Source organism: Gemmatimonadaceae bacterium (assembly GCA_035633115.1).
In the GTDB taxonomy this organism is placed as follows: Bacteria; Gemmatimonadota; Gemmatimonadetes; order Gemmatimonadales; family Gemmatimonadaceae; genus UBA4720.
On sequence record DASQFN010000102.1, the window covers coordinates 138,139 to 163,511 of the forward strand.

Consider the following 25,373-nt stretch of genomic DNA (forward strand, 5'->3'; position numbering starts at 1 on the left):
GATTGCGGTTGCACGGCGATGCGGTCGGACATCAGGATGTCGCGGGCTGCAAAAGGCCCCACGTGAGGATCCTTGCCGCGAATGGACCGTCGATGAGATAGCTCAGGTAGCGGCGGATGAGCCGCTTCCACTTCTGTCGGACGTTCGCCCTTTCGGACATGCCAGCCGGCCCGCCGTAGCCACGCGTGAATCGTCTCAGCGTGCTCCGCTGGCGTTAGCGTTGTCGAGACCGCCCCGTGCCAGGGGCGCAGCAAAAATCTGGCAATTTCGGAGAAGCGACAGAGCTGAAATATCGCTAATGATGCCATGGTACCTGGTCTGACCCGGCAAGCTCTAATCGGCTCCTTCGACCCTCGAGAGGCGACCATGGATGACGCACTGCGCAGTGAACGTATGCAGCAGGTGGTAACCGGTACGTTGGGCTATTTCCCTGTGGGATCGGCCATCGAGTTCGAAGGATCAACGATTACGATTCCGATCGTGGCTCAGCTTAAGAACGGGTGGATCAGCACTGAGGAAGTGGATTTCAAGGCTTTTATGCGGCTCGAACTGGACCGCCGCATCAAGAATCAGCTCAATCGCACGCAGTTCGAGTTCAATATCGTTGTATGGGAGCTATACGGGCGGAGTGAACTGCTTTCGGAAAAGTTTGAAACCGATGTTCACATCACATTCAGTCTGACACCGCCGCCGCAGAAGCAGCCGAGGAGTATCTGCTTCGCGAACCAGGAAGGGACTGACTTTCCCGGGACGATCATCTACAGCGCATGCTACGACGTGTTTGCCAACCAGGAAAGGATCATCGATGGCCAAATGGGCGTCGCCATTTGCACACCGATCGTGGGCATTCCTCCCCGAAACGTACTCGTCGCTTTCGAGAAGCCGTTCGAAGACAAAAAGCGCGGAATCGCGTTCGATCGGGGATGTTGCTGGGGTATGCGGACGATCACCCCTGAGGACTTCCTTGAGGGGGCTAATTTTGCCCGAAGAATTCGGGGATGGGCGCGGCTAGACGATGCCTTTGGCAGTTTCTTCGGCCCAAGGCCAGACCAGAAACACCCGGAACCCAAAAAGGCAAGACGTCGTCGGCCGAGAACCTAACTGATCGCGAGCAGGGAACCATGGCGACAGGTGCAATGCGGTTTCACGAGCATTTCTTCGCCGCACTCGCCGCCGGCGATGTCGTGCTCGAAGCTCCCGTTGACAACACTGCAAGGGATGGCGGAACGGCGTGCGCCACCGTGCCGCTGCTCGGTGACGGATGGCGGCTGGTGCGCAAGGCAGCCGTATAACAAGGCGCTCCAGCCGACATCCCTTCCGCGGCTTCGGCCGTGTCAACGCAACGGCTGAGCCTGGGCGTTTGGCGGACACCAGCGATGTTCACGGGGTGGCTATCGAAGGCGGCGTCGGAGCGGTGGCTAGGCAATTTTAGGAGAGATCAATGCGACTAAGTTCTGCTGACCGCTCAGCGATTAAGCCGAGAGCCGAGCCGTACGCCAGAGCTATTCTGCTCCATTCAGACCTAGAGACTTTAGCCTTTCGATCTGATGAATACCCGGGCTTTCCTCAAGCTGTATTGAATCAGATAAGGGAAGGCATACCCGACTTCGTTAGAACACGCGCGATCTCAGCAAGCCGATTCAGGTTGCCTTCTGTCTCTCGACTCTTATCCGCGGTCGCAACCGAGAGTGACCCCGTCGAGCGCGATCGGTTCGTCTGGGAATCACTAGATCGAGCCCCGACGCTTAAGCCGAAGCAGTTTGAGAATGCCTTCCTTGCAGCGTCTTCAGTGAAGGAACGTATCTCAGCAATGCTCGCCATGCATCACGCGGCACACAAGAGCCCTGAACAGGTGATCGGCTTCTTCGAGGAGCTTAGCGAGGGGGACGATGTCGAAATCGCGGAATGGGCCAAGATGCTTCTGCTGGAGATCGTGGCGACGGCCACCAATGACCCGGCGCGGTTAGAAGAGCCAGTGTCTAGCCGGGACTTCGTGTACTTGGAGAACAGGCAGTTTGACCTAACCATGCCTCTCCTATTCTCCGGGTTTGCATATACCAAAATTGGTGGTGTCACGAAGAACACAGTGCTATCGCCGCTTTGGTTTGAACACGTCTTGGGCGAAGCCATGGTATGTCTGAAGATGGACACCTACAAAACCAATATTGTCCTTGAAAAGAGGGTATCAGATCTTCACCCTGATGGCACGCCACACTATGAATTGTTTCCGTTTGCTGGCAGTACAGAGAACAGGAGCGAACGTGTCTTCTTGCATCGCTACTGGGCGAATCTCGAACGTCCCTACTACAGCTCTGGAAGGACCGAATTGGTTGGACACGGCGATCATGTTGTAAACGGAGTCGAGATGTCTTTCGCGCGAGTTGCCGAAACCACCGCCCCGCGGCGGTATTGGCGCGACGGCAAGCCTCTAGCCGAGACGGTGCGAGGCCAGTTTTTCGGCTACGGCCACATCGAGCCCAAGACTCTGCTTGAGAATCGCTTCAGCATGGGTCCAGGCAACTTTCAATTGACCCCCAAGCTCCACCCGACATCAGGGAAAGAGTCGAACACTCGTTTCTATGGCACGTTCTACGGGAAGCTCGACGACTATGATCAAGACGGGAAGCTAGACATGAATACGCGACCCGTTCACTGCACCATCGACGGTACGCTTGACTATTTTGGAGATGGAACGCTGGCTAGAGATCCGATTAGGCCGAACGACTGGAAATAGGAATGTGAGCAACCGGGAAGAAGGTAACGCAGTTAACCGGGGATGATTGGTAACACTTCGTTGGGCGTGGGGAGTACGCAAGGGTCAGTCTCGTATGATCATCTCGGGTTTCGTCGGCTTTCGCCACAAGGATTGTCCCGAAATGGATCGACCAGATTCCGTCTTCGGTTTCTTCCAAGCCGATGTGATGTTGAGCGCATTGGCAATGAAGACCAGCGTGTGTTTGAGCCGGGACGTCCCAGCGCTCTGACCCGTCTGGGGAGGAAGGGCGCGGGTTCTCAAGGGGGGGCAACCGCTCGGGAAAGGGGGCGAGGCGAGACGGTGTAGCGCGAACTGGGCGTCTACAGCCGGCGCTTACGACGAGGTTTGCGACGAGGTCTTGGCATCCATTCATCATGCGCCCTCGTCTCACACCCGATAGCACCTGTACCTCCTCTCCATCATCGCACCTCCCGCGTGATTTCCTGCCAACTTCAGCCACTCGATCGGGAGACGACCCACAAAAAGTTGACTGGCTTTGTGTTGTCTTTTCGCCTCAATTAGTCTTGCGTCCGGATGCTTGAAAAGACCTAGCCTTTGATTCGGTAATGTAATTGTCTGCTCCATACCGTAAGCTAGTGAGATATGCCAGAGGCTTTCCGGATGGATCCTTCCGATCAAAAAGGGGCAACATAAAGAGCAGAGCGTGTCCGTTGGGGTCGTCTACGGGTGGAATTGATGTGACATGTTCATTCATTAGCAGTATCGGCTCTTTGTTAAAGACACTGATGCCAACCTGGGGTAAGTCAAAGACTACTCCCGTCGCAATCCTGCATTTTGCAGCCCCTTGTGGCGATGTTGCCGGGAAAATCTGTCCAGATGAAAGAATATCTGGATTGAGGCTAACGGCTATCGGCCCTATGTCTCTATTCTCTCCATTTAGTTTCAGATCGATGATGTTTACGAGGAGTTCAAAGGTCGTCCAATTCTTTGTCGTCGGATTGTCGCGAGCAACCCGGAAGTAGCCCGAGAAGTCAACGGTGAACTCCCCCTTACCGGGAATTGTGAAAATATCCGTCGAATGGAGAGCAAGATTGTCAATTCCTCCTGGCGGAACCGTATACGGCTTCGCTTTTGTCCCCGCATAATGATCTTTCAATCCGGTTAAATTAACTTGGGGTCCCCATTGTATCTGATGACCACTCCCCTTTTTGCGACGTGCTGGCATTTTAATTCCTCCGTCGGGATGTAGCGAATTGACTTTCGGTGAAAACTGAGCCACCTGCACACCTGGCGCTCACTTTCGGCGGTCAACTCAACCGCAGAGACGATGGTCCGCCGTTGCTCCATCGTCACCACTCCTTCCCCAAAACATCCTTCAGCGCATGGATGTTCAGTGCCTGACCTGCGGTCACTCTTCTTGAGACGCCGTTCTCGAGAGCTCGCAGGCGATCGCGTCGCTTGCCTGCATCGCTTCGTTTCCTCCGCCAGCAATAAAACGTCTCGCTCGAGATCCCGAACCGGCGTATCACCTCTCTCGTCTTCCCGCGGGCTTCGGCCTCATTCAGGATGCCAGTGTTCTGCCATCGGTGAGACGTGACTTGCGCATTGAGAGTCCTCCTCGCCGGCTCCCGGCGTCGGGGACTGTCAACCTACAAGTGGTCCTCTATATTGGGCGACCGTCAGCCCCCTCCGCTTCTCCTATTTTGCGAACCTGTCCGTCGGAGCTTCGAGCAAAAGGGGCAACGCGATCAGAATCGGCGGATCGAAGGTGTGAAGTGCCCGGGGGTAGAGATCGTACGAATTGGATGGACCGAGAGTCTGTTTCTCAACGCATCGGGACGCGACTAGGATACTCGCTTGTGGTGGGAGAAGAAAAGCCATGGTATCGGTTAAGTCTGGAAAGCCGACCGCAAGTAGGTATGCCGTCGTCGGGGCCGCGCCCCCGTCGAGTTCGAACCGGCCTCCGCTGAGGAGAAGAACCCCACTCAAGGGATGCCGCTTCGGAATCGGTGATTCGAACAGCCCCACGAAGGCACCGCCCACGAAATCAGCAGGGAGATGAAGCGAGCCGCGGAGTCGCGACACTAGTCTATTCATGGCGGGGCGCACAAAGTGGCCTTGTAAGTGCTCCTCAACACTCCGGCTGAAAAAGTCATCTCGCAACTTCCTGAACCCGCTTGGCGGTATTCCCACGAATTCCGAGAATAATCTCGTGAATGTCCCAAGCGATCGGTAACCTACCCCGAAGCAAATCGAAGATACTGAGGTGGATGTACCCAGGAGCAGCTTCTTCGCCAGCTCGATTCGGAGCGCGGCGAGAAACCTTTCAGGGCTGATGCCGGTCGTTTCCTTAAAGACTCTCGAAAAATGAAAGCGACTCATGATCGCCCTTTTCGCCATGCTCGCGAGATCCCAATCGGCGCATGGATCGAGCCGCAGCGCAGCGAGAACCCCCGCGATCGCGCTTTCGTGAGAGGTGATCGTCGCCCAACGGTGACGGGCCAAGGAGTTCGCGCGCCGCACGCGAGTCTTCGCTTCTGCATCCACCAACTCGATAGCGAAGCCCTCGAAAATTCCGCCGGTCTTTGGAACGCTGGGGTGCACAGTCAACTCGACGCTCCGATTTGTCCTAAGTCGTCAATTACCATCGGATGGTCCTTCGGCGGGACTCCTTCGTCGGAATCAGTGCCCCGTTTGGCATTATTATTCTGTCCCTGGAGTTAACACGATTCGCGTTTTGAGTACGACGTGTGGCCAATTTCAAGATGTGCGCTCAACCGAGGCCGGCAATGCTGTTTTTGTATCACTCAAGTGCCGCTTTTATATCACCCCGGGAAGGCTTGCTAAGAGAGCGTTGCCCTTTCCTCCCGCGGAAGCAGGGCAATGAGCAAGTGGGTCTTCGCGGGTGCCGCCCTGTATCCGCTGATGAGCGGCATCGACAATTCTCCCTAGAATCGGCTCGTCCAGCGACGCGGCCCCCTAACTGTCGTGCAGTGCGATCCAACTGCCTGAGGTAATCCGACAAAAACAATGACCTCGAAATTCGAAAGGTTACCTTTCATTTTTCATGGTGTCCGGCCACCGACTCGTTTGCAGACCGCACCTCCTTGAGCAGCCAGGGAGAGCTCTGCGTCGCAGCCCCGTTGTTGCGCTCATCGGTCCCAGACAGTGCGGTAAGACCACAACGGCTCGACTGATACTGTCCGCCGAGTCTTCCAACTACTTCGACCTCGACTAAGCGGCTCTTTGGAGCACTAGTACAAGAGCACCTTTCCGAAGGTCCGAAAGTTTACAGATACCGGCGTCTTATTCTTTTCGTAGGCGGACTCGTGATACCGGCTGTTTTGCTAGTGGTAGCTTGGCGATGGGTAAGCAAAAAACCGCGCACGGCGTGACTCTCCGCGCGGAGGTACAGTTTCCAAACTTTCCGGCTTCAGGGCCGCGAAATCCGTTGCGCCTACCACTGTTTTTCGTTGTCCAATCAGTTCTCTGACTCGCGCATCTGCCCGAGCGAGGCGTTGAGCGAGCTCGGCCTCACGAGCGGTCAGTGGATCGAGTGGTCTTTGCGCAGTTGCAGATTCCGAGGGGACAGACGATGCGATGAGAAGGGGGACCATAATCCCGAGGAATTGCGCAATCCGCCAGCGAGCGTGCTTTGTCGCCGACATAGCCACCTCCTTTGATTGCGATTGTCTTCACGAAGCTCTGAGCCGCGTTCCGACGTTGCCTCAACTTACCCAGTTTTACTCAGTTGGAAATGTCGGTTTTATATCACCCGACTGTTGTTTTTCTATCGTTTGCGCGCGGGGTCGGTTGCGGCGGTTGTGCCGAGCGACGATCTGCCTCCGTGCAGCGTCAACGAGAAGCTGTTGACGTTGTCTTAGCGCGGATGTGGGTCGTATCACGACTTTGGCTAGCGATACAAAACAGGCATAACAGTGATACAAAATCGGCATCGACAGCTCGCCATGTCGAGCATACCCTTCGCTGGCGATCGGCGATCTCTCCGTGGATCCGATCCTCCTGCTCTTGGAGGGTGAGTAAACCGAGAGGAATACCGTGCAACAGACAATTCACTTCGACCCCAACGGCGGCCCGCTTCCGTTAGAATGCTCGCCGGGTTTGCGTCCTCTGGGCACTTGCGGGTAAGCAGTGGCCGTCCTGCCCCGAGCCCTTAAGCGCCTTGTCCTTATAATCGGAACCCTACGACACCAATGATCTCTCCGTTGATGTCGTTAAATGGCGGGTGGTGATCAGCGCGATAATGCCTGTCGAGCAAAGCGCGCAGCGTTAGCGCGGTTACGACTCCACACCCGCACTCGGCGCAGCGGGCGCACGCGTTGCGTGGCTGCGAGGTGCGTGCGCGCCTGAGCGCCCGACCCACGGAGCGCCAGATCGCCAGCATCCGGATTTGCAAGAAAGAGGTCGCTGATCGATGGAATCTTCGCTACGCGCGCTGAAGGGAGTGAGCTATTCGAATTCGTCGAGATCTGGTACAATCGGCAGCGGCGGCACTCATCGCTTGGCTATCGCACGCCAGCGGAATTTGAGAGGGAACTTCTGAACGCCGGCTAAACGAGGTGTCTACTAACCGGGTCAACTTCAGTCCGCGTCTTACGACTTAAGCATGACGATCGAACGAAACCGTTTTCAATGCGAAAGAAGTCACCCGATTGTCGCCAGGTACGTGTAGGTCAAATCGAAGATGTGAAGCATGATATTACCACGGGCACTAGCTCTGCCGTCACTGACCGCAAAACGGGTAGCGCCTACACGAAACACGTAAACCTGAGTCGGAATGGTGCCATCGGTGTACATCGCTGCCATTGCTGTCACTGCGCGTGCACATTCCGCTTCGTCAGACACAAGTTGCACTGCAGGCGTCGTTGTAACCACCGGGAGTTTGAATGCTAGCCGCGCTTTGGCATTCCCCGCATCATTTGCCGTGACCGTTCTCTGTAAATACGACAGAGTGTTCGCGGACCACGAATCAGACGCTCGACACACATTCATCGGTGTGACGGCTCCAAAATGGAGGAGGCTGTGTACGAGCATCCACGTAGGAACCCACATAGTTTGCATCTCCTATTAGACTCTAGAGTCGAACACAGGTTCCAAGTACCCGTGGCGCAGAGTTGTAGTTTACCTTCCAGCCCGTCTTTGGAAAAAAGCGCCAGCTTGTATCTGGCGGAATCTTCATACTGTCCATTGGATACGGATAAATACGATACAGTGAATCGTTATCCGGGATTATTATCGGCATCCCTTGATCTGATGCCACCTTCCAATCGGCTCCACTTGGTCCTCCATATGGTCCGCCATAAGTGATGTACTGCCCTGGAAGTAGCCCAGGGCCTTGGCAAAGCGCCGGCAGACTGTCTGTCATGCTAAAGGGATGACTGTGGGACAGAATTTGCGGAACACCTGGGAAGGGAGTGAGCGGCAAGTCCCAGTTCGTACAAGGCGATGTTGCCGGATTTAAAGGGGACAATCGAAAGATTTTGGCTCCCAGCGAATCAAATATTACTCCAGAGCGCTCTCTTCGGCTGTTGGTGTTCGGAGAAGTCGCGTTACCGGAATCAAGTTCCATACGCATTAGCAGACGATTCACGGGGTCGTCCAACAAAGAGTCTCCGACAGGGCATGGCACCATCTTGATCGGGACCCGCTCTGTTTGTGCAACGCCGTTCACGACCGCATCGACGATCATGAAGCCTTCTTCCTGAATTGGAACGGTGCAGGTTTGCGCGATCATGTTGGTACAATACCAACCCAACTTCGTGGTGTCCGCGCCGTGATAGGTCGTATCGGCCCGTTCCCAGCGCCAGCCAGTTACGCGGCGCGGACGGCCGCCACCGCCGTGATTAGCTGCCATTAGGTTCGGAAGGGCCGAAACGGTGAACTTCACGGTTTGACCCCGTTGGATGAAGCGACCTTTATCCGGCGTCACAAGCAGTCGAGTCGGCAATGCGCTAATACGGACGCGTTGCGTCCCAGTCTGCGAATGGCAAGGCTCAGGATTACATGCTCCCACGGTTTCTATGATCGCCCCGCCCCGGATCGCCTTGCCGACGCCTTTCACGAGAATGGTATCGGTCCACGCGTGATGCTGGTCGCATAGCGGAGGCTTTTTGTACGTGCCTTGTGTCGGATACGAGATGGTAACATCAAGCCCACAGCCTCCGCCGGAAACGAAACTACCGTACGCCCAAACTGGACCGTTAGTGTTGTTCACTGGCCCGATATGTCCCGGATTGGCGGGATTTGTGTAAAGCATGATGCTGTCGATGACGCTGATCTCCGCATAGACGACATCGGCGAAGTAATGCATGGCCGCTGTGTCGCCTGGCGTCGCGTTAAGCAAAGTCTCAAAAGTGTCAACGACGACAGTTGGACGAAGCGAGAGCGGAACGTTTTTCAGATGCGTGCGGGGTGCTGTTACTTCTGACTCGTCTCTGCATGAAAAGGTAACCACAGCGACGACGCTAAGAAGGGCGATCCGGAACCCAAATGCCCTGGGAAGAGTTACTCTTTCGAGTCGCGCCATTCATCGATGCCGGTCAGTGGTGGACGCACGACTAGCGTCGTGCTCGAAGTGTGACGCGAACGTGGCGCATTGGCAAAGCAATTGAGCAACTTTGAGCTGATCAATCCTCGCGCGAAAAGAGTTGTCGCAGTGCTGCGGTTAGACCATGGTGATCCGCAGCAAGCTACCATCAATCGGATTTGGCACAATGGCGATTTTGACACTGGGTGTCGTTTTTGTAATGTCCCTATCGGATTGATTGCCGACATTACAATCGCGCGGCGTATATCGCTCTCCAGCGATCCTCGCGCGCACCCAATCAACTACAGTGGGCTCCTAGATGGAGGCGGAGTGGGCGTTTCGTACGGCACCTGCCTTGTGGATGCCAAGCTGTATTTCTCCAAGATTCCAGCGAACGCTTCTTTGGACGGTGGCAGCTTGCCAAATTCCACGGGTGAACACCAAAGTTCTTGCCTGGGGGCACGACCACACTCTGGGCATCGGTCTCGGCGAAATAGTCATTTGCCCCGGCCGAGTAACGGGAGAATACCCAGTAGACAAGGACGGAAATCTTCTAGGCTTGACGTATAAGGCCGGGCCCTCAGTTAGAGATGGACTGGCATTCTTCGAGCGAGACCAGCCCACACACCCCGACTACGTCGGACCAGTTTCTCATTTCATCATAGACTTTCTCAGATCAATATCATGCGGCCCGGGCAAATCTTTATTGATGCGTTCTCTTTTTCCAACACATCCTGAAAATCCGGCCGAGACACCGCTACGCCGTTCTCGAGGTTGCGAGCGCCGCGCCGGGACAGATGCAGAAGCCTGCGCGGCTCGTGGGTCCCGATGTCGTGATAATGCTCAACGTTCTTCGCACTCATACCACCGAGTTCGCCGATCTCGAGCAGCGCGCAAGGGAGAAAACGATTCTGCTCGAGGCTCTCAAGCCAGGCGGAATTGTCGTGTTGAACGACGACGACCCGCTCGTGGCGAGTATGCCCATGCCCGAAAGCGCGCGCGTGTACAGGATTGGCACGCGTGAGGGAGTGGATGGTCGCGTCGATCAGATTTCGTCGAGCTGGCCCGACCGGCTGAAGTTCGTCTTCCATCAGGGAGCCGAGAGTCGTGAGGTGCGAACACAACTCGTCGGTTCTCACTGGATCACAACGGCTGCGGCCACCCTGACGACGGCCACCGCACTTGGCATCGATCTCGACGTCGCCGTCAACGCGCTGGAAACGGCTCAGCCTTTCGCCGGACGGCTTCTCCCGGTTCAGGTGCCGAGTGGTGCGATCATTCTGCGGGACGATTACAACGCCGCGATCGACACCATCGATGCTTCGCTGCACGTGCTCGAGAAGGCAACCGCGCTCCGCCGCCTGGTTGTGATCACCGACATGTCCGACTTTGGCAAGAATCGCCGGCAGCGGTTCAAGTATCTGGCTGCGCGGAGCGCGAAAGTTGCCGACGGCGCGGTTTTCATCGGCGAGCTGGCGGAGTACGGGAAACGCCGTGCAATCGACGCAGGACTTCCGCCGGAGTCAGTTCACGCCTTTCCATCGATTCAACGCGCCGCGGAATTTCTGAAGAGCGAGCTCAGGGCCGGCGACGTGATGCTGCTCAAGGGCCGGACAACCGATCACGCCACGAGAATTTTCTTCGCTCAGCTCGGTACCGTCAAATGCTGGAAGGAATACTGCGGAAAGCGGATGCTGTGCGACATGTGTCCGGAGCTCGGACTCACACGCGAGGAGAGAGGCCGGTTCGCGCTGTGAATCTCACGATGGCCTTCGGGCCAATGCTCGATGTCCCGAGACTCGTGCAGGGATAAAAACCGTCCCTTGATCTCCGTACAAAACCGGCACAAGCCTGATATAAAACCGGCATTACGCACTGTCCTGCGCGGGCGTCATTTGAGCTTCATGGCCGACGCTCCGTATACTCTCGACCAGATCCTCGACCTGCTCGACCGTTTTCACCAGCGTGCGACCTACAGTGCAGTGGCCGAATTGATCAACAGGCCGGCGCAGTATCTTATGAGCGCCCGCCCCCGACCCGCGCCATTCGTGGATGGTGGATCATCAGACATGGCTACCGACCGGATACTCCAAGGACCACATCCACCGTGACATCATTTCACGTCAAAGAGTCCTCTCGTCAGCCAAAGATCTCGAGTCCTGGTTGCGAGAGCCGTTCTAACGCGCTCGGTCGGATCCGCACATACAGTCTCTGCGCGTGCATTTCGCTCGTCGGATGCGGTGACTCGAAACCATCGGACGGCAGCGGGGCTGGAGGCGGGACTCTCGTAATCTCAACGAACTCGGACCCGAGGATTCTTTTTCCACCACTCATCGCTTCCATACAGGCGAGACAGGCGGCGGAATCCATCTACGACTACCTCGTCGTCGTCGGCCCCGAGATGAACATTGTCGGCGATGCCGGGTTCCGGCCCCGTCTCGCCGAAAGCTGGAAATGGTCCTCCGATTCGCTCTCCATCGCCTTCAGAATCAATCCGAAAGCGCGATGGCATGATGGACGCGGCGTCAGCGCGAACGACGTCCGATACACCTGGCAGGTCTACACTAACCCGCAGCTTGCCTCACCCTCGGCGGACGGTCTGAGCGACATCGATTCCGTGACTGTCGCCGATTCGCTCACCGCCGCGTTCTGGTACCGCGCGAGGTCGCCGCATCAGTTTCTCGACGCGAGCCAGATGATGATCCTGCCGCGCCATGTCTTCGAGAAGATCCCGATGGATTCCCTGAGGGAAGCCGGTGTGCGCGTTGATCCCGTAGGAACCGGTCGCTTTCGCTTTCACAGATGGTCGAGGGAGTCGTCGCTCGAGATCACGGCCGATACAGCCAACTATCGCGGGCGACCGGGACTCGATCGCGTAATCTGGTCGGTTGCGCCGGATTTCCAGACAGCTGCCGCAAAGCTTTTCGGCGGCGAGGCAGATCTTTACGCCGGGATTCGACCCGATTACGTCGCCGAGCTCGTGAAACATCCGCGGCTCCGTCTCGTGACACTTCCCGGAATGTCCTACGTGTTCATGGGGTTCAATCTCCGCGATCCGAAGTCGCAGCGGCGCCCTCACCCTCTGTTCGCCTCACGCGAGCTGCGGCGAGCACTGACCATGGCCCTCGATCGCCCGTCACTCGTCTCGAACGTGTACGACACGCTCGCGCCGGTGGCACTCGGCCCTACGGTTCGCGCTTTCCCGACAACCGATACGACGCTCCGGCAAATCCCCTCCGACCCGCGACGCGCGGCGGTAATTCTTGATTCTCTCGGATGGGTAACGCGGCCAGGTGAGGAGATGAGAAGGCGCGAGGGGAAAGCGCTCGAGTTCGACGTTCTTGTCTCGGCCTCCGCCCAGCCCCGAATGAGAATGGCGGTCCTGATGCAGGAGCAGCTCAGACGGGTGGGTGTCCGCATGCGGATTGCATCGATGGAGGGGAACACCCTGCGGGCACGATTCGGCAGCCGTGACTTCGACGCGATCATGTGGGACTGGTCATACGGCGCGACGCCGAATCAAGTCAGGCAAACGTGGGGAGGAGATGCCGCCCGCAGCGAGCACGGCCACAACCGCGGTGGCTACCAGAGCTCCCGCTTCGATGTCTACGTCGACAGCGCCATCTTGGCGATGAACCCGGCGGACGCGAGGCGCTATTTCACCTCCGCATACCAGACGATCGTCGACGACGCACCGGCGATCTGGCTCTACGAGCCAAAGACGGTTATCGGTCTGGATCGTCGTATAAGAACCGGACGCATGCGGCTGGACGCTTGGTGGATCGATCTGGGCGACTGGCTGGTTCCGGAATCGGAGCAGATTCCGCGGGATCGAATCGCCCGAAGTCGGTGACTGCGGTCGGCCCGAAACCGCGAATTCGAGCCTAATGATGCAAAACAGGCATGCGTTGATACAATTTCGGCATTTCGCTTCCGGCGGCGCAGGGCATTATTCCGGAATGCGACCTACATCGTGAGTTATCTCAAATGATAAAGCATCAAGCATACTTCGATTTCCTGGCCGGCAGCGACGCGGGCGCACCCGAGTGGCAGCCCGTTCTGGCCGGTTTGGCGACTTTGCGTCTAATAGATGCGCGGATCGACGTCGATGAGTCACACCGCGAGCGCGACTGGGCTTCATTCGAGAGCGTGCGGCACGTAGTGAGCGCCGTCAACGTCGGTGACCCGGTTCGCGCGATACTTCTCAGGCTGATCGAGACCGTCAACCAGGACGATATTCCCCGCGAGGATGTTGGGCAGGCGCTCCTTTCATACGGCCGTGCGCTCAATTTTGCCGGCCGATGGGCACTCGCCTGCGACGCCTTCTCGAGCGCCGACAGAATAGCCGCCGCGCCCCTGATTCCGCGGCTTTCGGTTGATGCGAACATCGCTCACGGGGCCGCCGCGAGAAAAATGGGCGACTGGTCGGCTTCAGCGGACGCCTACGCACGAGCCGCGCATATCGCCACGACAATCGGCGACTCGGCTGGTGCGCTCCAGGTGGACGTTGGTGTCGCCAACAATCACATGGCGCGGGGCAACCTTCCCGCAGCCGAGTTGCTTCTGGACAACGTCATCGAGAAGGCACGTGCGAGCGGATTCGATGAGGTGCTTGGCCTCTCATTGCACTCTCGCGCCTCAGTCGCGCATTTGAAGGGCAGGTACGCCGATGCGGTTCGACTCGGACACGAGGCGCTTGAAGCGACAAGCAATCTGACCGCCCGCGACGGGATTCTCTCCGATATTGCCGCCGCATTTGCCGGCATGGGAATGCGCGACGCGGCGCGCGACGGATACCTCATCGTCGCGGTGGCGGCACAATCGCAGTGGGTCCGCTGGCAGGCGGCGCTCAATCTCATGGAGCTTGCGGCGATCGACGGCCGCGAAGCGGATTTCGACGCTTACGCGCGCGAGCTCGAAGCCGCACCGCTCGCACCGCGACTGCGCGCTTACTACTTCATCTATCTGAGCGCCGGCCAGCAGAAATTCGGCAGAAATGCCAAGGCGGAGGCGTCGCTGGCCGAGGGGCTGGAATTCGCGCACAAGAACCAGCTCCACCAGATAGCACACGAGGCCCAGGGCGCGATCGCCGAGCTCGAGTCACGTGCAGGTGGGCGTGCCGAGCCGGTCGTGCCGCCCGTGAACGCGGAAATGCCGTCGAATGTCAGCTACGTCGCGACCGCGCTAAGCAATCTGCTCAGAGAAGCTGCCGCGAGCTCCCCCTGAAGTTGACAGGGGGAGCCTGAGGAAGCAGCCTAGCCATCCTTGCAGGTATCGGAGCCACCGGTGATCGGGCAGGTGTGCCTAGGGCCGGTGAGGTCTGCGCATGCTGTGAGGGCGAGGGCGGCGATGAGGGCGGCGAGAGTAAGCAGGTTCTTGCGGTGCATGGACGACTCCTGGGATGAAATGGGAAAGGCTGGAGCGCCCAAACTAGGTCCATCAGCCGATAGGAATAGGCCGATTTTGTTACACGAAGTGCTGGTTTTGTATCAAAAATGCGGTTTTTCGACAGGTTTTACTCGCGCTAGCGGGGACCACACCCCAAGTTGGATGGGATGCCATTCCCCTTCCCGCCGTGAGCCTCGTTCTCTTTTTGCCCGACCGGCTCCTGGCTCATGTCAGACACGTCTTCATTAAGGAAAGGGATCTCTTGACTGCGCGGTCCTGGGAGGAGCTGGATACGATCATCCGCCAGAAGCCGGTCACGGCGTTGGTACTCGATCCGGCGGCCGACGGCGTGATGAACGTGGACGCGGTCGTAAAGCTCTTGAAACGCTACCCGTCCCTTCCGGTCGTGGCGTATGTCGTTCTCAACCCGGAGTCGTTCGGGGCTGTCGCACAGCTGTCGCGGCAGGGACTCGAGCACATCGTGCTGCAGCGGTTCGAGGATTCGCCAAAGCACTTCAGGGAGGTCGTAGAGCGCGCACAGGCGAATCCGCTCAAGCGGAAGGTGCTGGCCGCACTTCGCTCGCGACTGAGTGAGTTTCCGATCAAGCTCGTCTCGACGGTGAATGAGATGTTCGAGTCACCGCATCGGTTCTCGAGCGCGCAGGATGTTGCGTTGAGGGCCGAGATGTCGAACATCGGCCTGTACCGCTGTTTCACCGCCGCCGGGCTCGGCTCACCGAAGAGAATGCTGCGTGCGGCGAAGCTACTGCGTGCCGTCGGCTACCTGAGTGATCGCGGGTACACTGTGCGCGACGTCGCGAAGAAAGTCGGGTATCGGAATGCGCGACTTTTCGGCGAGCACACACTCGATGTGTTTGGTCTTACTCCGTCGCGGGTGCGGAGTCACCTGGCGCCCGAGGATGCCGCGGAAAAACTGCTCAAATGGCTCGCGGAAGTGCCGGAGGTTGCGCCGAAGTAGAGCGCCAACGGGACGTACTGTTGTTAAGTTGTGCGTCGACAACAGGAGCGCAACCATCCCGCGGAGTACCGTCCGTTGAGAATCATAACGTTAGTGACAGCGGCGCTGGTGCTTGCGAGTGGCACGACCTGCGCTGCCCCAGGTGCCCGATCCGCCCGATCTTCTTCCCCTCCTGACGTCGTCGGCAGCGACGCGCAAGGGGCGCTGAGGTTCGAGGCCATCGATTTCCGCCGGGGCAAATGGTTCAAGGGCAACACGCATACGCACACCCTCGAGAGCGACGGCGACTCGCCTCCGGAGCTTGTCTCCAGGTGGTACAAGACTCACGGATACAATTTCCTCGTCATATCCGACCACAACGTGTGGGTGGATCCCGGGAAGCTCGCTCACCTCGTGGATTCGTCATTCCTGCTCATTCCGGGGGAAGAGCTCACAACCGCATTCCAGCGCAAGCCGGTCCACGTCAACGGACTGAACATCGCCAAGGTGATCGCGCCGCGGACGGATACCACGCTCCTCGGCACGATTCAGAAAAACGTCGACGCGGTACGCGAAGCCACGGGGGTTCCGCACATCAACCATCCCAACTTCGGCTGGGCGCTGTCACAGGACGTTCTGGCGCGCGTCGAACGCGATAAGCTGATCGAGATTCACAACGGGCATCCGCTGGTGAATAACAATGGCGGTGGGGATTCTCCAGGAATGGAAGCTGTGTGGGATCACCTCCTCACCCATGGCAAGAGGATCTACGGGATCGCGGTCGACGACGCGCACCATTTCCAGGGGGAGTTCGCGGCCGACCGTTCGAACCCGGGACGCGGATGGGTCGTCGTGCGGGCGGACCGGCTCGACGCGCGCGCAATCATGGCGGAGATGGAAGCGGGTCGGTTTTACGCGAGCACCGGCGTGGAGCTGGATTCGCTCTCGGTCAGCGCGAGTCGGATGACGATCCACATAAGACAGCGCGGCGACTTGAAGTTTACGACAGAATTCGTCGGCAGAGGCGGTAAGGTGCTGAAGCGGACCGGCACGAACCCGGCAACGTACGACTTATCCGACGATCAATCCTACGTCAGGGCGCGAATAATCGACTCTGCCGGATTCATGGCGCTTGTGCAGCCTGTTTTTGTCGTCGATCGGTAATCCCGTATCGATCGGCTGGAGCGTCTCGAAGGTCAAAGCCACAGCCGCCGGGTATTACGGGACGTCATGTCGAAGAAGATCAGTATCGTGAAAGAGAGCCCGATCGGCGCCTGCTGTTTTGCGATCGCTCTGACGCTCACCGCAATTACCAGAGCCGAGGCCCAGGACTCCACATCCGCGAAGCCCACTTATGAGTCAGTCCGACTCGAGACTCTCGTCAGTGAAGCCGCGCGGATCAACGCGCTGATTCCCGAGCGCCTCCGCGCCTATCGCGCGAGAATCGAGACCGAGATGTCCATAGCTCTCATCGATTCCGCCGGGCGCGAGCGAACGGCGCAGCTCGAGCAGATCGCAAGCGACGTTCGATGGCGCGCCGCAGATCGCTACGATCAGCGCGTGATCGGATACAGATCGCAGGCAATCGGGCCGATGTTCTCGATGATGAGCATCTTCGGCGGCTGGACTACTCCGACGCTCTACGGCAATCGGCTGCAGCTGGGCGTCACTCCAACTGCCGAAGCCAACACGCGCACGAACACTACTGAGCTCACCGTGCATCCGCTCTCCACGTCCCGTCAGTCGTATTACAGGTTCGAGGGTGGCGACACCGTTGTGGTTCTCTACTCGCGCGGACGCCGGATTCCCGTCGTTCGAGTGCGCGTCACCCCGCGCAGCAGCGCGCGCGGAAATACAGTCCTCTTTTTCGGCGACATGCACCTCGACGCGGACAGGAGGCAGATCGTTCGTCTGCGAGGGCGCATGGTCGAAGTGCGGAACGGGAAGGTCACGATCAAAGCCGGCAGCCGCATTCCCGGCATGAGCGGCGCGTCCTTCGTCGAGCTCGAGAACGTCGAGGTGAACGGCGAGTACTGGCTCCCCGCGTATCAGCGCACAGAGCTTCAGGCGCGCATCGCACTCTTCGGAGAGTTCAGGGCAATCGTCCGTATCGTCTCGCGATTCCACGATTACAAGCCGAACGATTCATCCTGGGCGTCGCCCGCCGAACCCCCGCCGGGAAGCGGCCACTATCTCTCGTTCGCGCCTTCGGACAGCCTCTCGCGTTTCAACGACTGGCAGCGGCCCCTCGGCGCCGCCAGCACTGATGCCCAGTACGCAGACTTCGACGATCTCGCGCCCGGCTCGTGGCGAACTGCGGGATCGGCGACGCTTCGATTGCAGCCGAAAGCTTTGGGTGAGGTGTTCCGGTTCAACCGTATAGAAGGAGTTTTCACGGGCCTCGCGGCTGAACATCACTTCCGCGATGCCGCGCCCGGCCTCTCGATTCGCGGGTCGCTTGGCTGGGCATGGTCCGAGAAGACTGCGCGCGGAAGCGTCGGAATCCAGCGTTCGCTCGGCCGAACAACGTTCGGTGTAAGACTCGACCGCTCGCTCGTCCACACCAACGACTTTCAGCTTCCGCTCTCGGGCGGCGCAACGACGCCGGCACTACTCGGCAGCGTTGACGATTTCGATTATCTCGACCGGAAAAGCGCGACTGCGTTCATCACGCGAAGGCTCGGCGCGCAGCGACGGTCGCTCGTGCGACTCGAAGTTGGACCGGCCTCCGACAATGTCGTCTCGCAGAATGCTTCAAAGGGGCTTTACGTCCAGGGCGACGGTTTTCGACCGAACCGCGGAATCCTGCCGGGGAACTTCGTGAGATCAGTTGCCGCGCTCGAGATCAGCCCGCAGGTGAGTGGATTGTTCGTGGATCGCGGAGTCGGAGCGACCATACAATACGACAGAGCGGACGGAGACCTGAGTTGGCAGCGGCTCGAGCTGCGCACCGCGGCGCGGCGAGAGCTCGGACCGTTTCAGCTGTATGCCCGCGGCGACGCGGGCACGCTGATTGGCGATCCTGCTCCGCAAGTGATGTTCGAGATCGGCAGCAGCGAGGGACTCAGCGCGTACGATTACAAGGAATTCGCCGGAGACCGCGCGGGAATCGTTCGCACTGTAATTGGCTATACGTTTCCGTTTCTTCGCGCGCCCATGCGGCTGCCAAGTCAACTGATCGCGCCCGGCATCGCACCTGGTATTGCCGCGGGCATTCATGCGGCGTGGACTGAAGTCTCGAGTCCCGCTGCGGAAACGGCGCTCCTTCTTCTTGGATCACGGCTCGATACGGCAACGAGTCAGTTGATTCCGCTGTCACGTCCGACGGATGGAATTCGGGCATCGGCTGAAGTTCTGCTGACGTTCTTCAGCGGAGCGCTGGCGGCAGGAGTTGCGCGGCCGATCGATCATGCCGGGCCGTGGAAATTCACGGGACGGATTGGGCAGGGGTTCTGAAGAGAGCAAAAACTGAATAGGCAAGGCATCAGGCGTCTTGGCCGTTTGCTGTTTTGGGTTCGCGATCACCCGTACTCAGACTCAACCAGCGACCGATAAATCCGGAACTTTCCGTTCGGCTCTTCCGGGATGTCGTCGACGAACTCCAGATTCAGCTCCACGAGCGGGCCGAGAAGTTCTCCGATAACTCGCCGTAGCTCGGCAACATCCGCAAGCTCCGGTTGCCGCAGGGGAACTATCCGCATCGACACTCGATCGCGTCGCTCCTGAATCACCTGGTACTGGTGCATCCATTCCAGCGACGGCTTCCATACTGCGCTGCCGATCAAGTACGGGTGCAGCACTCTTCCGTCAGCGAGCGGGAAAAAGTCATTCATCCGTCCCTGAATCGCGGTGAGAGTAGTGAACGGCGCTCCACACTCACAGCGCACGGGTCCGCGCGTGACGATGTCACCGAGCTGATACCTGATCATCGGCATCGCCGCGAAGTGAAGGCTCGTACCAATCAACGAGCCAGACTCTCCGGGCTCGACGGCGGCTGACACGCCGTCTGCTTTCATCACCTCGACGATCACGTTGTCGTCGCAGATATGGTACGTTCCGCCGTTCGGGCATTCCCAGGCGATCATGCCCAGCTCGTATCCCGCATAGGTGTCGCGCAGGGGCGCAGCGAAGACCTTCTCTATTCGCGCGCGCATTGTCGGTGTCAGCTGCTCGGCGACGGAAACGACAAGGCGCGGGCGAACTCTCGTCTGGCCCTCACCAAGATGGCGCGCGAGGTGGTTGAGGACGCTCGCGTACCCGCCGATAACCTCCGGGTTGCTTTCCGCGACTTCCCGCGCGACTTCGTCGATCGGCGCGGTGCAGCTCACCCGCGTCCATGCCCGCAGGCCAACGAGACGTTGCACCCGCTTGCGCACTCTGCTGCCGATCGATCCGGATGACGGTCGCGGCCCGAATTTGGTGAGAAACGTCACGCGCACGCCGCGCCCCAATCCGAGTGCGCGCCTCACGCGCCACAGAAACAGCACCGGAACGAGCTGCTCCGCGCGCTGGCGCCAGACGGTGAGAGGCACTCCGGTCGACCCGTTCGTCTGTCGGGCAATGAGACGCGCTGCCGACATTCCGCTCGTCAGCATCTCCGAGCGGCCGAGCGACTGCAGCGTTGCCTTCGTTGTGATGGGAATCCGCTCGAGATCGGCGAGACTCCGTATGTCGCCCGGCTCGATGCCCGCTTCGTCGAAGAGACGCCTATAGTACGGCACGTTGTCGTAGGCATGCCGCACGAGCTGCCGCAGCCGCCGCTCCTGAAACGCGATGATGCTCTCGCGTGAAGTCCGAGGGTGCCACAGGAGCCGAGGGATATCCGCCAGGACTCGGAGCGGCGAGGTAATGCGCATACCTGCCGAAGATAGCACGGGTCTCGGGGGATAGGCTGATTGTACCCTCGCGCCCGGCCGTGCTGGACAGTATGCTCAGCGTGCGCCAACGTCTCGCAATCACATCTCGGGGGAATAACATGAACTCAAAAGCCGCACTTATCGCACTTTCGCTTGGTCTCGTCGTTATGACTGGCTGCAAGAGCAAAGAAGAGAAAGCTGCAGAAGAAGCCGCCAAGCAGATGGAGGTAGCAGCCAAGCAGATGCAGGAAGCGGCCAAGACGGGCACCGCAAACATGGGCGATGCGATGGCAGCGATGGGTGCCGCAATGAGCGGTGCCGCGAACGCCGGGAAAAAGGTGGAGACCGTCAACTACCAGGAGCTGAAGGCGCTACTCCCCGAATCGCTGCCCGGTATGAAGCGGACCAACGCGACCGGTGAAAAGTCCTCGGCGATGGGCATGCAGATATCGAACGCCGAAGGACGTTATAGCTCCGATGACGGCAGCTCGACGACGATAAAAATCACGGACATCGGCAGCATGACCGGACTTGCCGGAATGACCGCTTATGCGTGGGCGAACGTCGATGTCAATCGCGAGAGTGACACCGGCTACGAGAAGACGACGACCTATGGCGGGTACAAGGCTCACGAGAAGTACGACACGCAGAACAAGTCCGGAGAAATAAGTGTTCTGGTCGGCGACCGCTTCGTCGTCGAAGTCGACGGTCGTAACGTCGACATGGACGCCATCAAGTCCACCCTTGGAAAGGTCGACCTCGGGAAGCTCAACTCGATGAAAGGGCAGGGCGTCCAATAAATTCAACTGCGGACTGCGGATTAACTCCACTACGGACTGCGGTACTACACTGCGGACCACGGACTAACCACGTTCGCGCGAAGGCGACGTCGAGTGCTGAAAATCATCGGAAGAGCCTCCGCTTTCGCTTTCGTCTTCATGAGCTGCGCGCCATCGACGCCCGCGCAGGCGATTCGAAAGAGTCAGCTCGCAACAGTGGTCCAGATGGTCGGCACCACTCGGATCGAGATCGTCTACTACCGGCCTGTTGCACGCGGACGCGAGATCTACGGAAGGCTCGTGCCATGGGGCAGACTATGGTCACCGAGTTCCGATACGACTGCGATCTTCAGGACGACAACAGATCTGAACGTCGGCGGCGCGCGATTACCCGCGGGCCGCTACAGCGTCTGGGCAATTCCCGACCGCGATTCGTGGACGATGATCTTCAGCTCGGTCGTCCCCGTCTTTCACGTTCGATATCCGGAAGGACGCGACGTGCTTCGTGTGAAAGCGACTCCCGTTTCCGGCGATCACATGGAGACACTCGCGTTTTATTTTCCGATGGTCGACTCGGACTCTGCGGTGCTCAACCTGCACTGGGCCAGGACGATCGTCCCGCTTGCGATTCGAGCTCGGCCGGCCACAGCGCGCTAGCTCCCTCACGGCGCATCCGCTTGACCGGACTCGGATGCATCCGTCGTCATTCCTTCGCGGCGGAATTTCGCCGGGTTATTGTCGAACTCGACTTTGCACGCCGTAGAGCAGAAATAGTAGTTCTGCCCTTCGAAAGTGCTCGTGCCGGCTGCTGTCTGCGTAGCAACCGTCATCCGACAGACGGGATCGATCGCTGTTGCCATAGAACCTCCTGTTGAGAGGGAAACCCCGCAAGCGACGCGCCAGAATCCTGCCGATTGCGGTGAAGAATCTGTCTTTGTCAGCTCGGCCGAAGCATGTTTGCTCCCGTGTCCGTGAAATACTACTGCCGCGTGCTCTGTATCTCTGCATTCGTTGCCGGCTGTGACCGTTCGGCTGATTCGTCGCCAGCTCCGGCCGCTGCACCGGCACCAGTGGCGAGTGCTTTACCGCCCGGCGCGCCAATCTCACGCGACTCTTCAAGGCCGGGCTGCGTGCACACAGGGCTTTGGGCAGTTTGCAGCCTGGAGAATCGACTTCGGCAATCGGGCTTTGTCGCAAAGCGTGTGGAAGAGGATCCGCCAAGCCGAGCTGGGTTCAATGTGAAACCGCTCGTCTACAAAGTTGGCAGCTCGCGTCTCGAGGTTTTTCTCTATCCGGATGAAGCTTCACTCGCGCGCGATCTCGCGGGAATCGACAGCGCGTCTGCTGCGCCCGCTCGCACTGTGGGATCGTGGGAAACACCACCGCTTCTGATTCACTCGGGCAATCTTGCCGCGGTGCTGCTCAGCCAGAACCCGCGCCAGGCGGAGCGATTGTCGCTCGCGCTCACAGCGGGAGCACCGCAACCAGGGTCCCCTCGATGATACTTGCACACGGTTACAGGCAGACGGCTTATGTGACGCACATGCGGTCGCTCTCCGCCGCGGCCGCCGCCGCCGTAATTCTTGCCGGCTGCGGAACTGCTCCGTCATCTGCTTCCTCAGGGGGACAATCACCGGCTCCTGCAGTCGCGGTCGGATCCGGTGGAATCAATCGACCAGATCAGCTGAGCAAGCCGTACGTCGTCATGGTTTCCTTCGACGGATTTCGCGCCGATTACCTCGATAAGTATCCGGCGCCCAACTTCCAGCGCGTCGTGCGGAACGGAGTGCGTTCAAAAGGCCTCATCCCCGTATTTCCGTCGAAGACCTTCCCTAATCACTACTCCATCGTCACAGGACAGTATCCGGAATCCCACGGAATCGTCTCCAACAGGTTCTTCGATCCGGCCCGGCGGCAAACGTACGCGCTCGGAGATCGCAAAAGCGTTCTCGACGGGTCGTGGTACAGAGGCGAGCCGATCTGGATCACGGCGGAGAAGCAGGGAATGGTTGCGGCCTCGTATTTCTGGGTTGGCTCGGAAGCGACCATCAAGGGAATACGACAGACGCACGTGAAGGAATACGCAGCGGGCGCGCCGAACTTCATGCGAGTCGATACCGTGATCGCCTGGCTTCAGAAACCAGCCCTCCAGCGGCCTCATGTGATCACGCTCTATATGAGTGACGTCGATGGCGCGGGCCACATGCACGGGCCGGAGAGCCCGCAGGTCGCGAGCGCGATCCTCGCCGTTGACTCAGCCCTGGGCCGCCTGCTCGACGGAATCCAGGCGCTTCCGATTCGCGACAGCGCTTACGTAATTCTTGTTTCCGATCATGGGATGACGCCGTACACGCCGGAGACTTATGTCGCCGTCGAGTCGCTGATCGATACCGTCGGGGTTTTCCTCGCCGACGGCGGTCCAAACGCAAACATCCACGTAACCGGGGGTGCAGCGCGTGCCGTGATCCTGCGCGATTCGATCAACGCGAGGCTCACACACGGGCGTGCGTACCTACGTCAGGAGATTCCCGCCCGGCTGCATTATCGCGCCGATCCGAGAATCGGCGACATAGTCGTAATCATGGAGGAGCACTACCAGTTCGGCGGGCGTGCCTACTTGCCGAGACGCCCGGGAGGCAACCATGGGTGGGACCCGGCGTATCCCTCGATGCACGGACTTTTTCTGGTTGCCGGTCCGCGGCTACGACGCGGGGCGATGATTCCGCCGTTCGAGAACGTCAACATCTATCCGTTTCTGACCGAGATACTCGGCCTGACGCCGGGCCCCGGCATCGAGGGAAAGCCGGACTGGCTCAGGAGTCAGCTTATTCGATGACCTTCGGCGCTTCTCCTGAGCTCGGCTCTCCTCCGCCGGGCGCGGGCGCCTTGGTATCGTCCTTTCCCTCGTCAGCCCGCTTCTCCTCCTTCACATCCGGCAGCGCCTCGCTCGAGATCCAGCCCTGCTCGGCTGCATGCTTCGCCGCGCCCAGCGTGTCCTCGGCGAGAACGAGCGTCGAATGCGCCGCCAGTATCTCCTCCGCAAGCTTCTTCACCGATGCCGAACGTTCGGCGTTGCGAGTGACATCGCGGATGTAAATCGCGGCCACGCGATTCGGGAATTCGCTCACGATCTGACTGTAGATCTCCGGATCGTGCTGGCTCGTGTCGCCGATGAGAATGAATTGCAGGTGGGGATAGAGCGTCATGATGTTCCGAATGGCCACGCCCTTGTGACCGAAATGACGCGCCGACGAAAGCGCGCCCCACCCGATGTCCCAGTCGCGGAGGATGATCGGTCCTTTCGGGACTTTCTGGAGGTCCATGAACTCGGCGATCACGTCGTAGATGTTCCACGGACTGCTGGAGACATAAAAGATTGGATTCTTTTCGTCGCCGCCGACCCCCTTTCTCAGAGCCTCGTAGAACGCGGCAACGCCGGGGAATGGCAGCCGCGTTCGCGCGTTGCCGAGCATGACCGTGCGCGCGGCGAGGAGGAAATTCGAGACTCGCGACTGAATCACCGTGTCGTCGAGATCACTTATCACTCCAAAGCGAGCGCTCGGCGCCGCGATCAGCACTTCGCCCGAGCCCTTGATCTTTTCCGCGTCGGTCTGGTGGGGTGAGCCGAGCTCGACCGAGTATTCGCGCCACTCCTTCTCGCCGTCGACTGATTCATCGAGGTCGATCCATCCGCCGAAGAATCCTTCGTCGTCGGTTTTCATCGCGGTCGTCTTCCCCGCGTATTCGACTGTCACCTCGGCCCGCCGGAGCGGATCAGCTTCTGCCCGGCGGTACGTGTAGAGCAGGTTCCTGAGTGTCGAATCAGCGTCGGTGCTCGCGCCTACGTTGCGCTTTTCCAGCACGCGGCCATAGACGTGCGCGCGGGTCGAATTGCCGTACCCGTTGTAGGCGACAATCTCGAACGGCTCGTCGCCAAATGCAGCGTGAGCGACGCGGGCGGCCGCGCCTAATACTTCCTTTCCGAGCCCGCTGAGGAGTGGTGCGACGTCGGCAGCCCACTTTTTCATGGTGATTCCCCGCGTCTTTTTTGTCCGCAGTCCGTAGTTTAGTCCGCAGTCCGCAGTGTAGTACCGCAGTCCGTAGTGAAGTTAGCCTCTCGCCGACAGCA

The 25,373-nt window shown here is 59.0% G+C and carries 23 protein-coding genes; 14 read left to right on the top strand and 9 right to left on the bottom strand.

Annotation, left to right across the window (positions count from 1 at the left end; all coding sequences use genetic code 11):
* Nucleotides 1–31: 31 nt before the first annotated feature.
* Nucleotides 32–160: a hypothetical protein gene (locus VES88_12580; GenBank protein ID HYN82332.1), complete on the bottom strand. Its 129-nt coding sequence runs from the start codon at nt 158–160 to the stop codon at nt 32–34.
* Nucleotides 161–366: 206 nt separating this feature from the next.
* On the opposite strand from VES88_12580, the gene VES88_12585 reads away from it, so the two are divergent.
* The 3 genes from VES88_12585 (at nt 367) to VES88_12595 (ending at nt 2,734) form a co-directional block, all read left to right on the top strand.
* Nucleotides 367–1,101 carry a hypothetical protein gene (locus VES88_12585; GenBank protein HYN82333.1) on the top strand — a complete coding sequence of 245 codons (735 nt, stop codon included), beginning with the start codon at nt 367–369 and terminating at the stop codon, nt 1,099–1,101.
* A 20-nt stretch (nt 1,102–1,121) separates the two neighbouring features.
* Entirely contained in the window at nt 1,122–1,292 is a 171-nt protein-coding gene (locus VES88_12590) for a hypothetical protein (protein HYN82334.1), read from the top strand.
* Nucleotides 1,293–1,441: 149 nt separating this feature from the next.
* Nucleotides 1,442–2,734 (top strand): hypothetical protein, encoded by a 1,293-nt coding sequence (locus VES88_12595; protein HYN82335.1) that lies wholly within the window; start codon nt 1,442–1,444, stop codon nt 2,732–2,734.
* A 535-nt stretch (nt 2,735–3,269) separates the two neighbouring features.
* On the opposite strand, the gene VES88_12600 is transcribed toward VES88_12595, so the two are convergent.
* Together VES88_12600 and VES88_12605 are read right to left on the bottom strand one after the other, a co-directional pair.
* A complete protein-coding gene (locus VES88_12600; GenBank protein HYN82336.1) occupies nt 3,270–3,941 on the bottom strand; it encodes a DUF6073 family protein in 672 nt (223 codons plus the stop codon).
* Nucleotides 3,942–4,414: 473 nt separating this feature from the next.
* Complete coding sequence (locus VES88_12605) at nt 4,415–5,320, bottom strand: AraC family transcriptional regulator (GenBank protein ID HYN82337.1); 906 nt, start codon at nt 5,318–5,320, stop codon at nt 4,415–4,417.
* Between the two features lie 1,824 nt (nt 5,321–7,144).
* Here VES88_12605 and VES88_12610 point away from each other — a divergent pair.
* A complete protein-coding gene (locus tag VES88_12610) occupies nt 7,145–7,291 on the top strand; it encodes an IS3 family transposase (GenBank protein HYN82338.1) in 147 nt (48 codons plus the stop codon).
* A gap of 90 nt (nt 7,292–7,381) precedes the next feature.
* Here VES88_12610 and VES88_12615 read toward each other — a convergent pair whose 3' ends face one another.
* Together VES88_12615 and VES88_12620 are read right to left on the bottom strand one after the other, a co-directional pair.
* The gene (locus tag VES88_12615) at nt 7,382–7,552 is read right to left on the bottom strand and encodes a hypothetical protein (protein HYN82339.1); all 171 of its coding nucleotides are present in this window, start codon (nt 7,550–7,552) and stop codon (nt 7,382–7,384) included.
* A 259-nt stretch (nt 7,553–7,811) separates the two neighbouring features.
* Nucleotides 7,812–9,263, bottom strand: a complete 1,452-nt coding sequence (locus VES88_12620) for a hypothetical protein (GenBank protein HYN82340.1) — start codon at nt 9,261–9,263, stop codon at nt 7,812–7,814.
* Between the two features lie 740 nt (nt 9,264–10,003).
* Here VES88_12620 and VES88_12625 point away from each other — a divergent pair.
* The 3 genes from VES88_12625 (at nt 10,004) to VES88_12635 (ending at nt 14,489) form a co-directional block, all read left to right on the top strand.
* Nucleotides 10,004–11,020: a Mur ligase family protein gene (locus VES88_12625; GenBank protein ID HYN82341.1), complete on the top strand. Its 1,017-nt coding sequence runs from the start codon at nt 10,004–10,006 to the stop codon at nt 11,018–11,020.
* A 350-nt stretch (nt 11,021–11,370) separates the two neighbouring features.
* Entirely contained in the window at nt 11,371–13,116 is a 1,746-nt protein-coding gene (locus tag VES88_12630; GenBank protein HYN82342.1) for a peptide ABC transporter substrate-binding protein, read from the top strand.
* A gap of 134 nt (nt 13,117–13,250) precedes the next feature.
* A complete protein-coding gene (locus tag VES88_12635; GenBank protein ID HYN82343.1) occupies nt 13,251–14,489 on the top strand; it encodes a hypothetical protein in 1,239 nt (412 codons plus the stop codon).
* 29 nt (nt 14,490–14,518) lie between these two features.
* Here the strand turns inward: VES88_12635 and VES88_12640 are convergent, their stop codons facing one another.
* Entirely contained in the window at nt 14,519–14,650 is a 132-nt protein-coding gene (locus tag VES88_12640) for a hypothetical protein (protein HYN82344.1), read from the bottom strand.
* Nucleotides 14,651–14,913: 263 nt separating this feature from the next.
* Between VES88_12640 and VES88_12645 the strand changes: the two genes are divergently transcribed.
* The 3 genes from VES88_12645 to VES88_12655 all read left to right on the top strand — a co-directional run bounded on the left by VES88_12645 (nt 14,914) and on the right by VES88_12655 (nt 19,065).
* Nucleotides 14,914–15,630 carry a helix-turn-helix domain-containing protein gene (locus tag VES88_12645; protein HYN82345.1) on the top strand — a complete coding sequence of 239 codons (717 nt, stop codon included), beginning with the start codon at nt 14,914–14,916 and terminating at the stop codon, nt 15,628–15,630.
* Between the two features lie 75 nt (nt 15,631–15,705).
* The gene (locus VES88_12650; protein HYN82346.1) at nt 15,706–16,773 is read left to right on the top strand and encodes a CehA/McbA family metallohydrolase; all 1,068 of its coding nucleotides are present in this window, start codon (nt 15,706–15,708) and stop codon (nt 16,771–16,773) included.
* 66 nt (nt 16,774–16,839) lie between these two features.
* Nucleotides 16,840–19,065: a hypothetical protein gene (locus tag VES88_12655; GenBank protein ID HYN82347.1), complete on the top strand. Its 2,226-nt coding sequence runs from the start codon at nt 16,840–16,842 to the stop codon at nt 19,063–19,065.
* A 65-nt stretch (nt 19,066–19,130) separates the two neighbouring features.
* Here VES88_12655 and VES88_12660 read toward each other — a convergent pair whose 3' ends face one another.
* Nucleotides 19,131–20,483: a hypothetical protein gene (locus VES88_12660; GenBank protein HYN82348.1), complete on the bottom strand. Its 1,353-nt coding sequence runs from the start codon at nt 20,481–20,483 to the stop codon at nt 19,131–19,133.
* 101 nt (nt 20,484–20,584) lie between these two features.
* On the opposite strand from VES88_12660, the gene VES88_12665 reads away from it, so the two are divergent.
* On the top strand, nt 20,585–21,265 hold the full coding sequence (locus VES88_12665) for a hypothetical protein (GenBank protein ID HYN82349.1): 681 nt from the start codon (nt 20,585–20,587) through the stop codon (nt 21,263–21,265).
* 93 nt (nt 21,266–21,358) lie between these two features.
* The gene (locus VES88_12670) at nt 21,359–21,901 is read left to right on the top strand and encodes a DUF2911 domain-containing protein (GenBank protein HYN82350.1); all 543 of its coding nucleotides are present in this window, start codon (nt 21,359–21,361) and stop codon (nt 21,899–21,901) included.
* A gap of 5 nt (nt 21,902–21,906) precedes the next feature.
* On the opposite strand, the gene VES88_12675 is transcribed toward VES88_12670, so the two are convergent.
* Nucleotides 21,907–22,104: a YHS domain-containing protein gene (locus VES88_12675; protein ID HYN82351.1), complete on the bottom strand. Its 198-nt coding sequence runs from the start codon at nt 22,102–22,104 to the stop codon at nt 21,907–21,909.
* Between the two features lie 270 nt (nt 22,105–22,374).
* Between VES88_12675 and VES88_12680 the strand changes: the two genes are divergently transcribed.
* Both VES88_12680 and VES88_12685 read left to right on the top strand, forming a co-directional pair.
* Nucleotides 22,375–22,746: a hypothetical protein gene (locus VES88_12680; GenBank protein ID HYN82352.1), complete on the top strand. Its 372-nt coding sequence runs from the start codon at nt 22,375–22,377 to the stop codon at nt 22,744–22,746.
* Nucleotides 22,743–24,080 carry an ectonucleotide pyrophosphatase/phosphodiesterase gene (locus VES88_12685; GenBank protein HYN82353.1) on the top strand — a complete coding sequence of 446 codons (1,338 nt, stop codon included), beginning with the start codon at nt 22,743–22,745 and terminating at the stop codon, nt 24,078–24,080. Before VES88_12680 ends, VES88_12685 begins: the two co-directional genes overlap by 4 nt.
* Here the strand turns inward: VES88_12685 and VES88_12690 are convergent.
* Nucleotides 24,070–25,272, bottom strand: coding sequence for a phosphatase domain-containing protein (locus VES88_12690; GenBank protein ID HYN82354.1), 1,203 nt, complete (start codon nt 25,270–25,272; stop codon nt 24,070–24,072). The two genes, VES88_12685 and VES88_12690, sit on opposite strands and share 11 nt — an antisense overlap.
* Nucleotides 25,273–25,373: the final 101 nt, after the last annotated feature.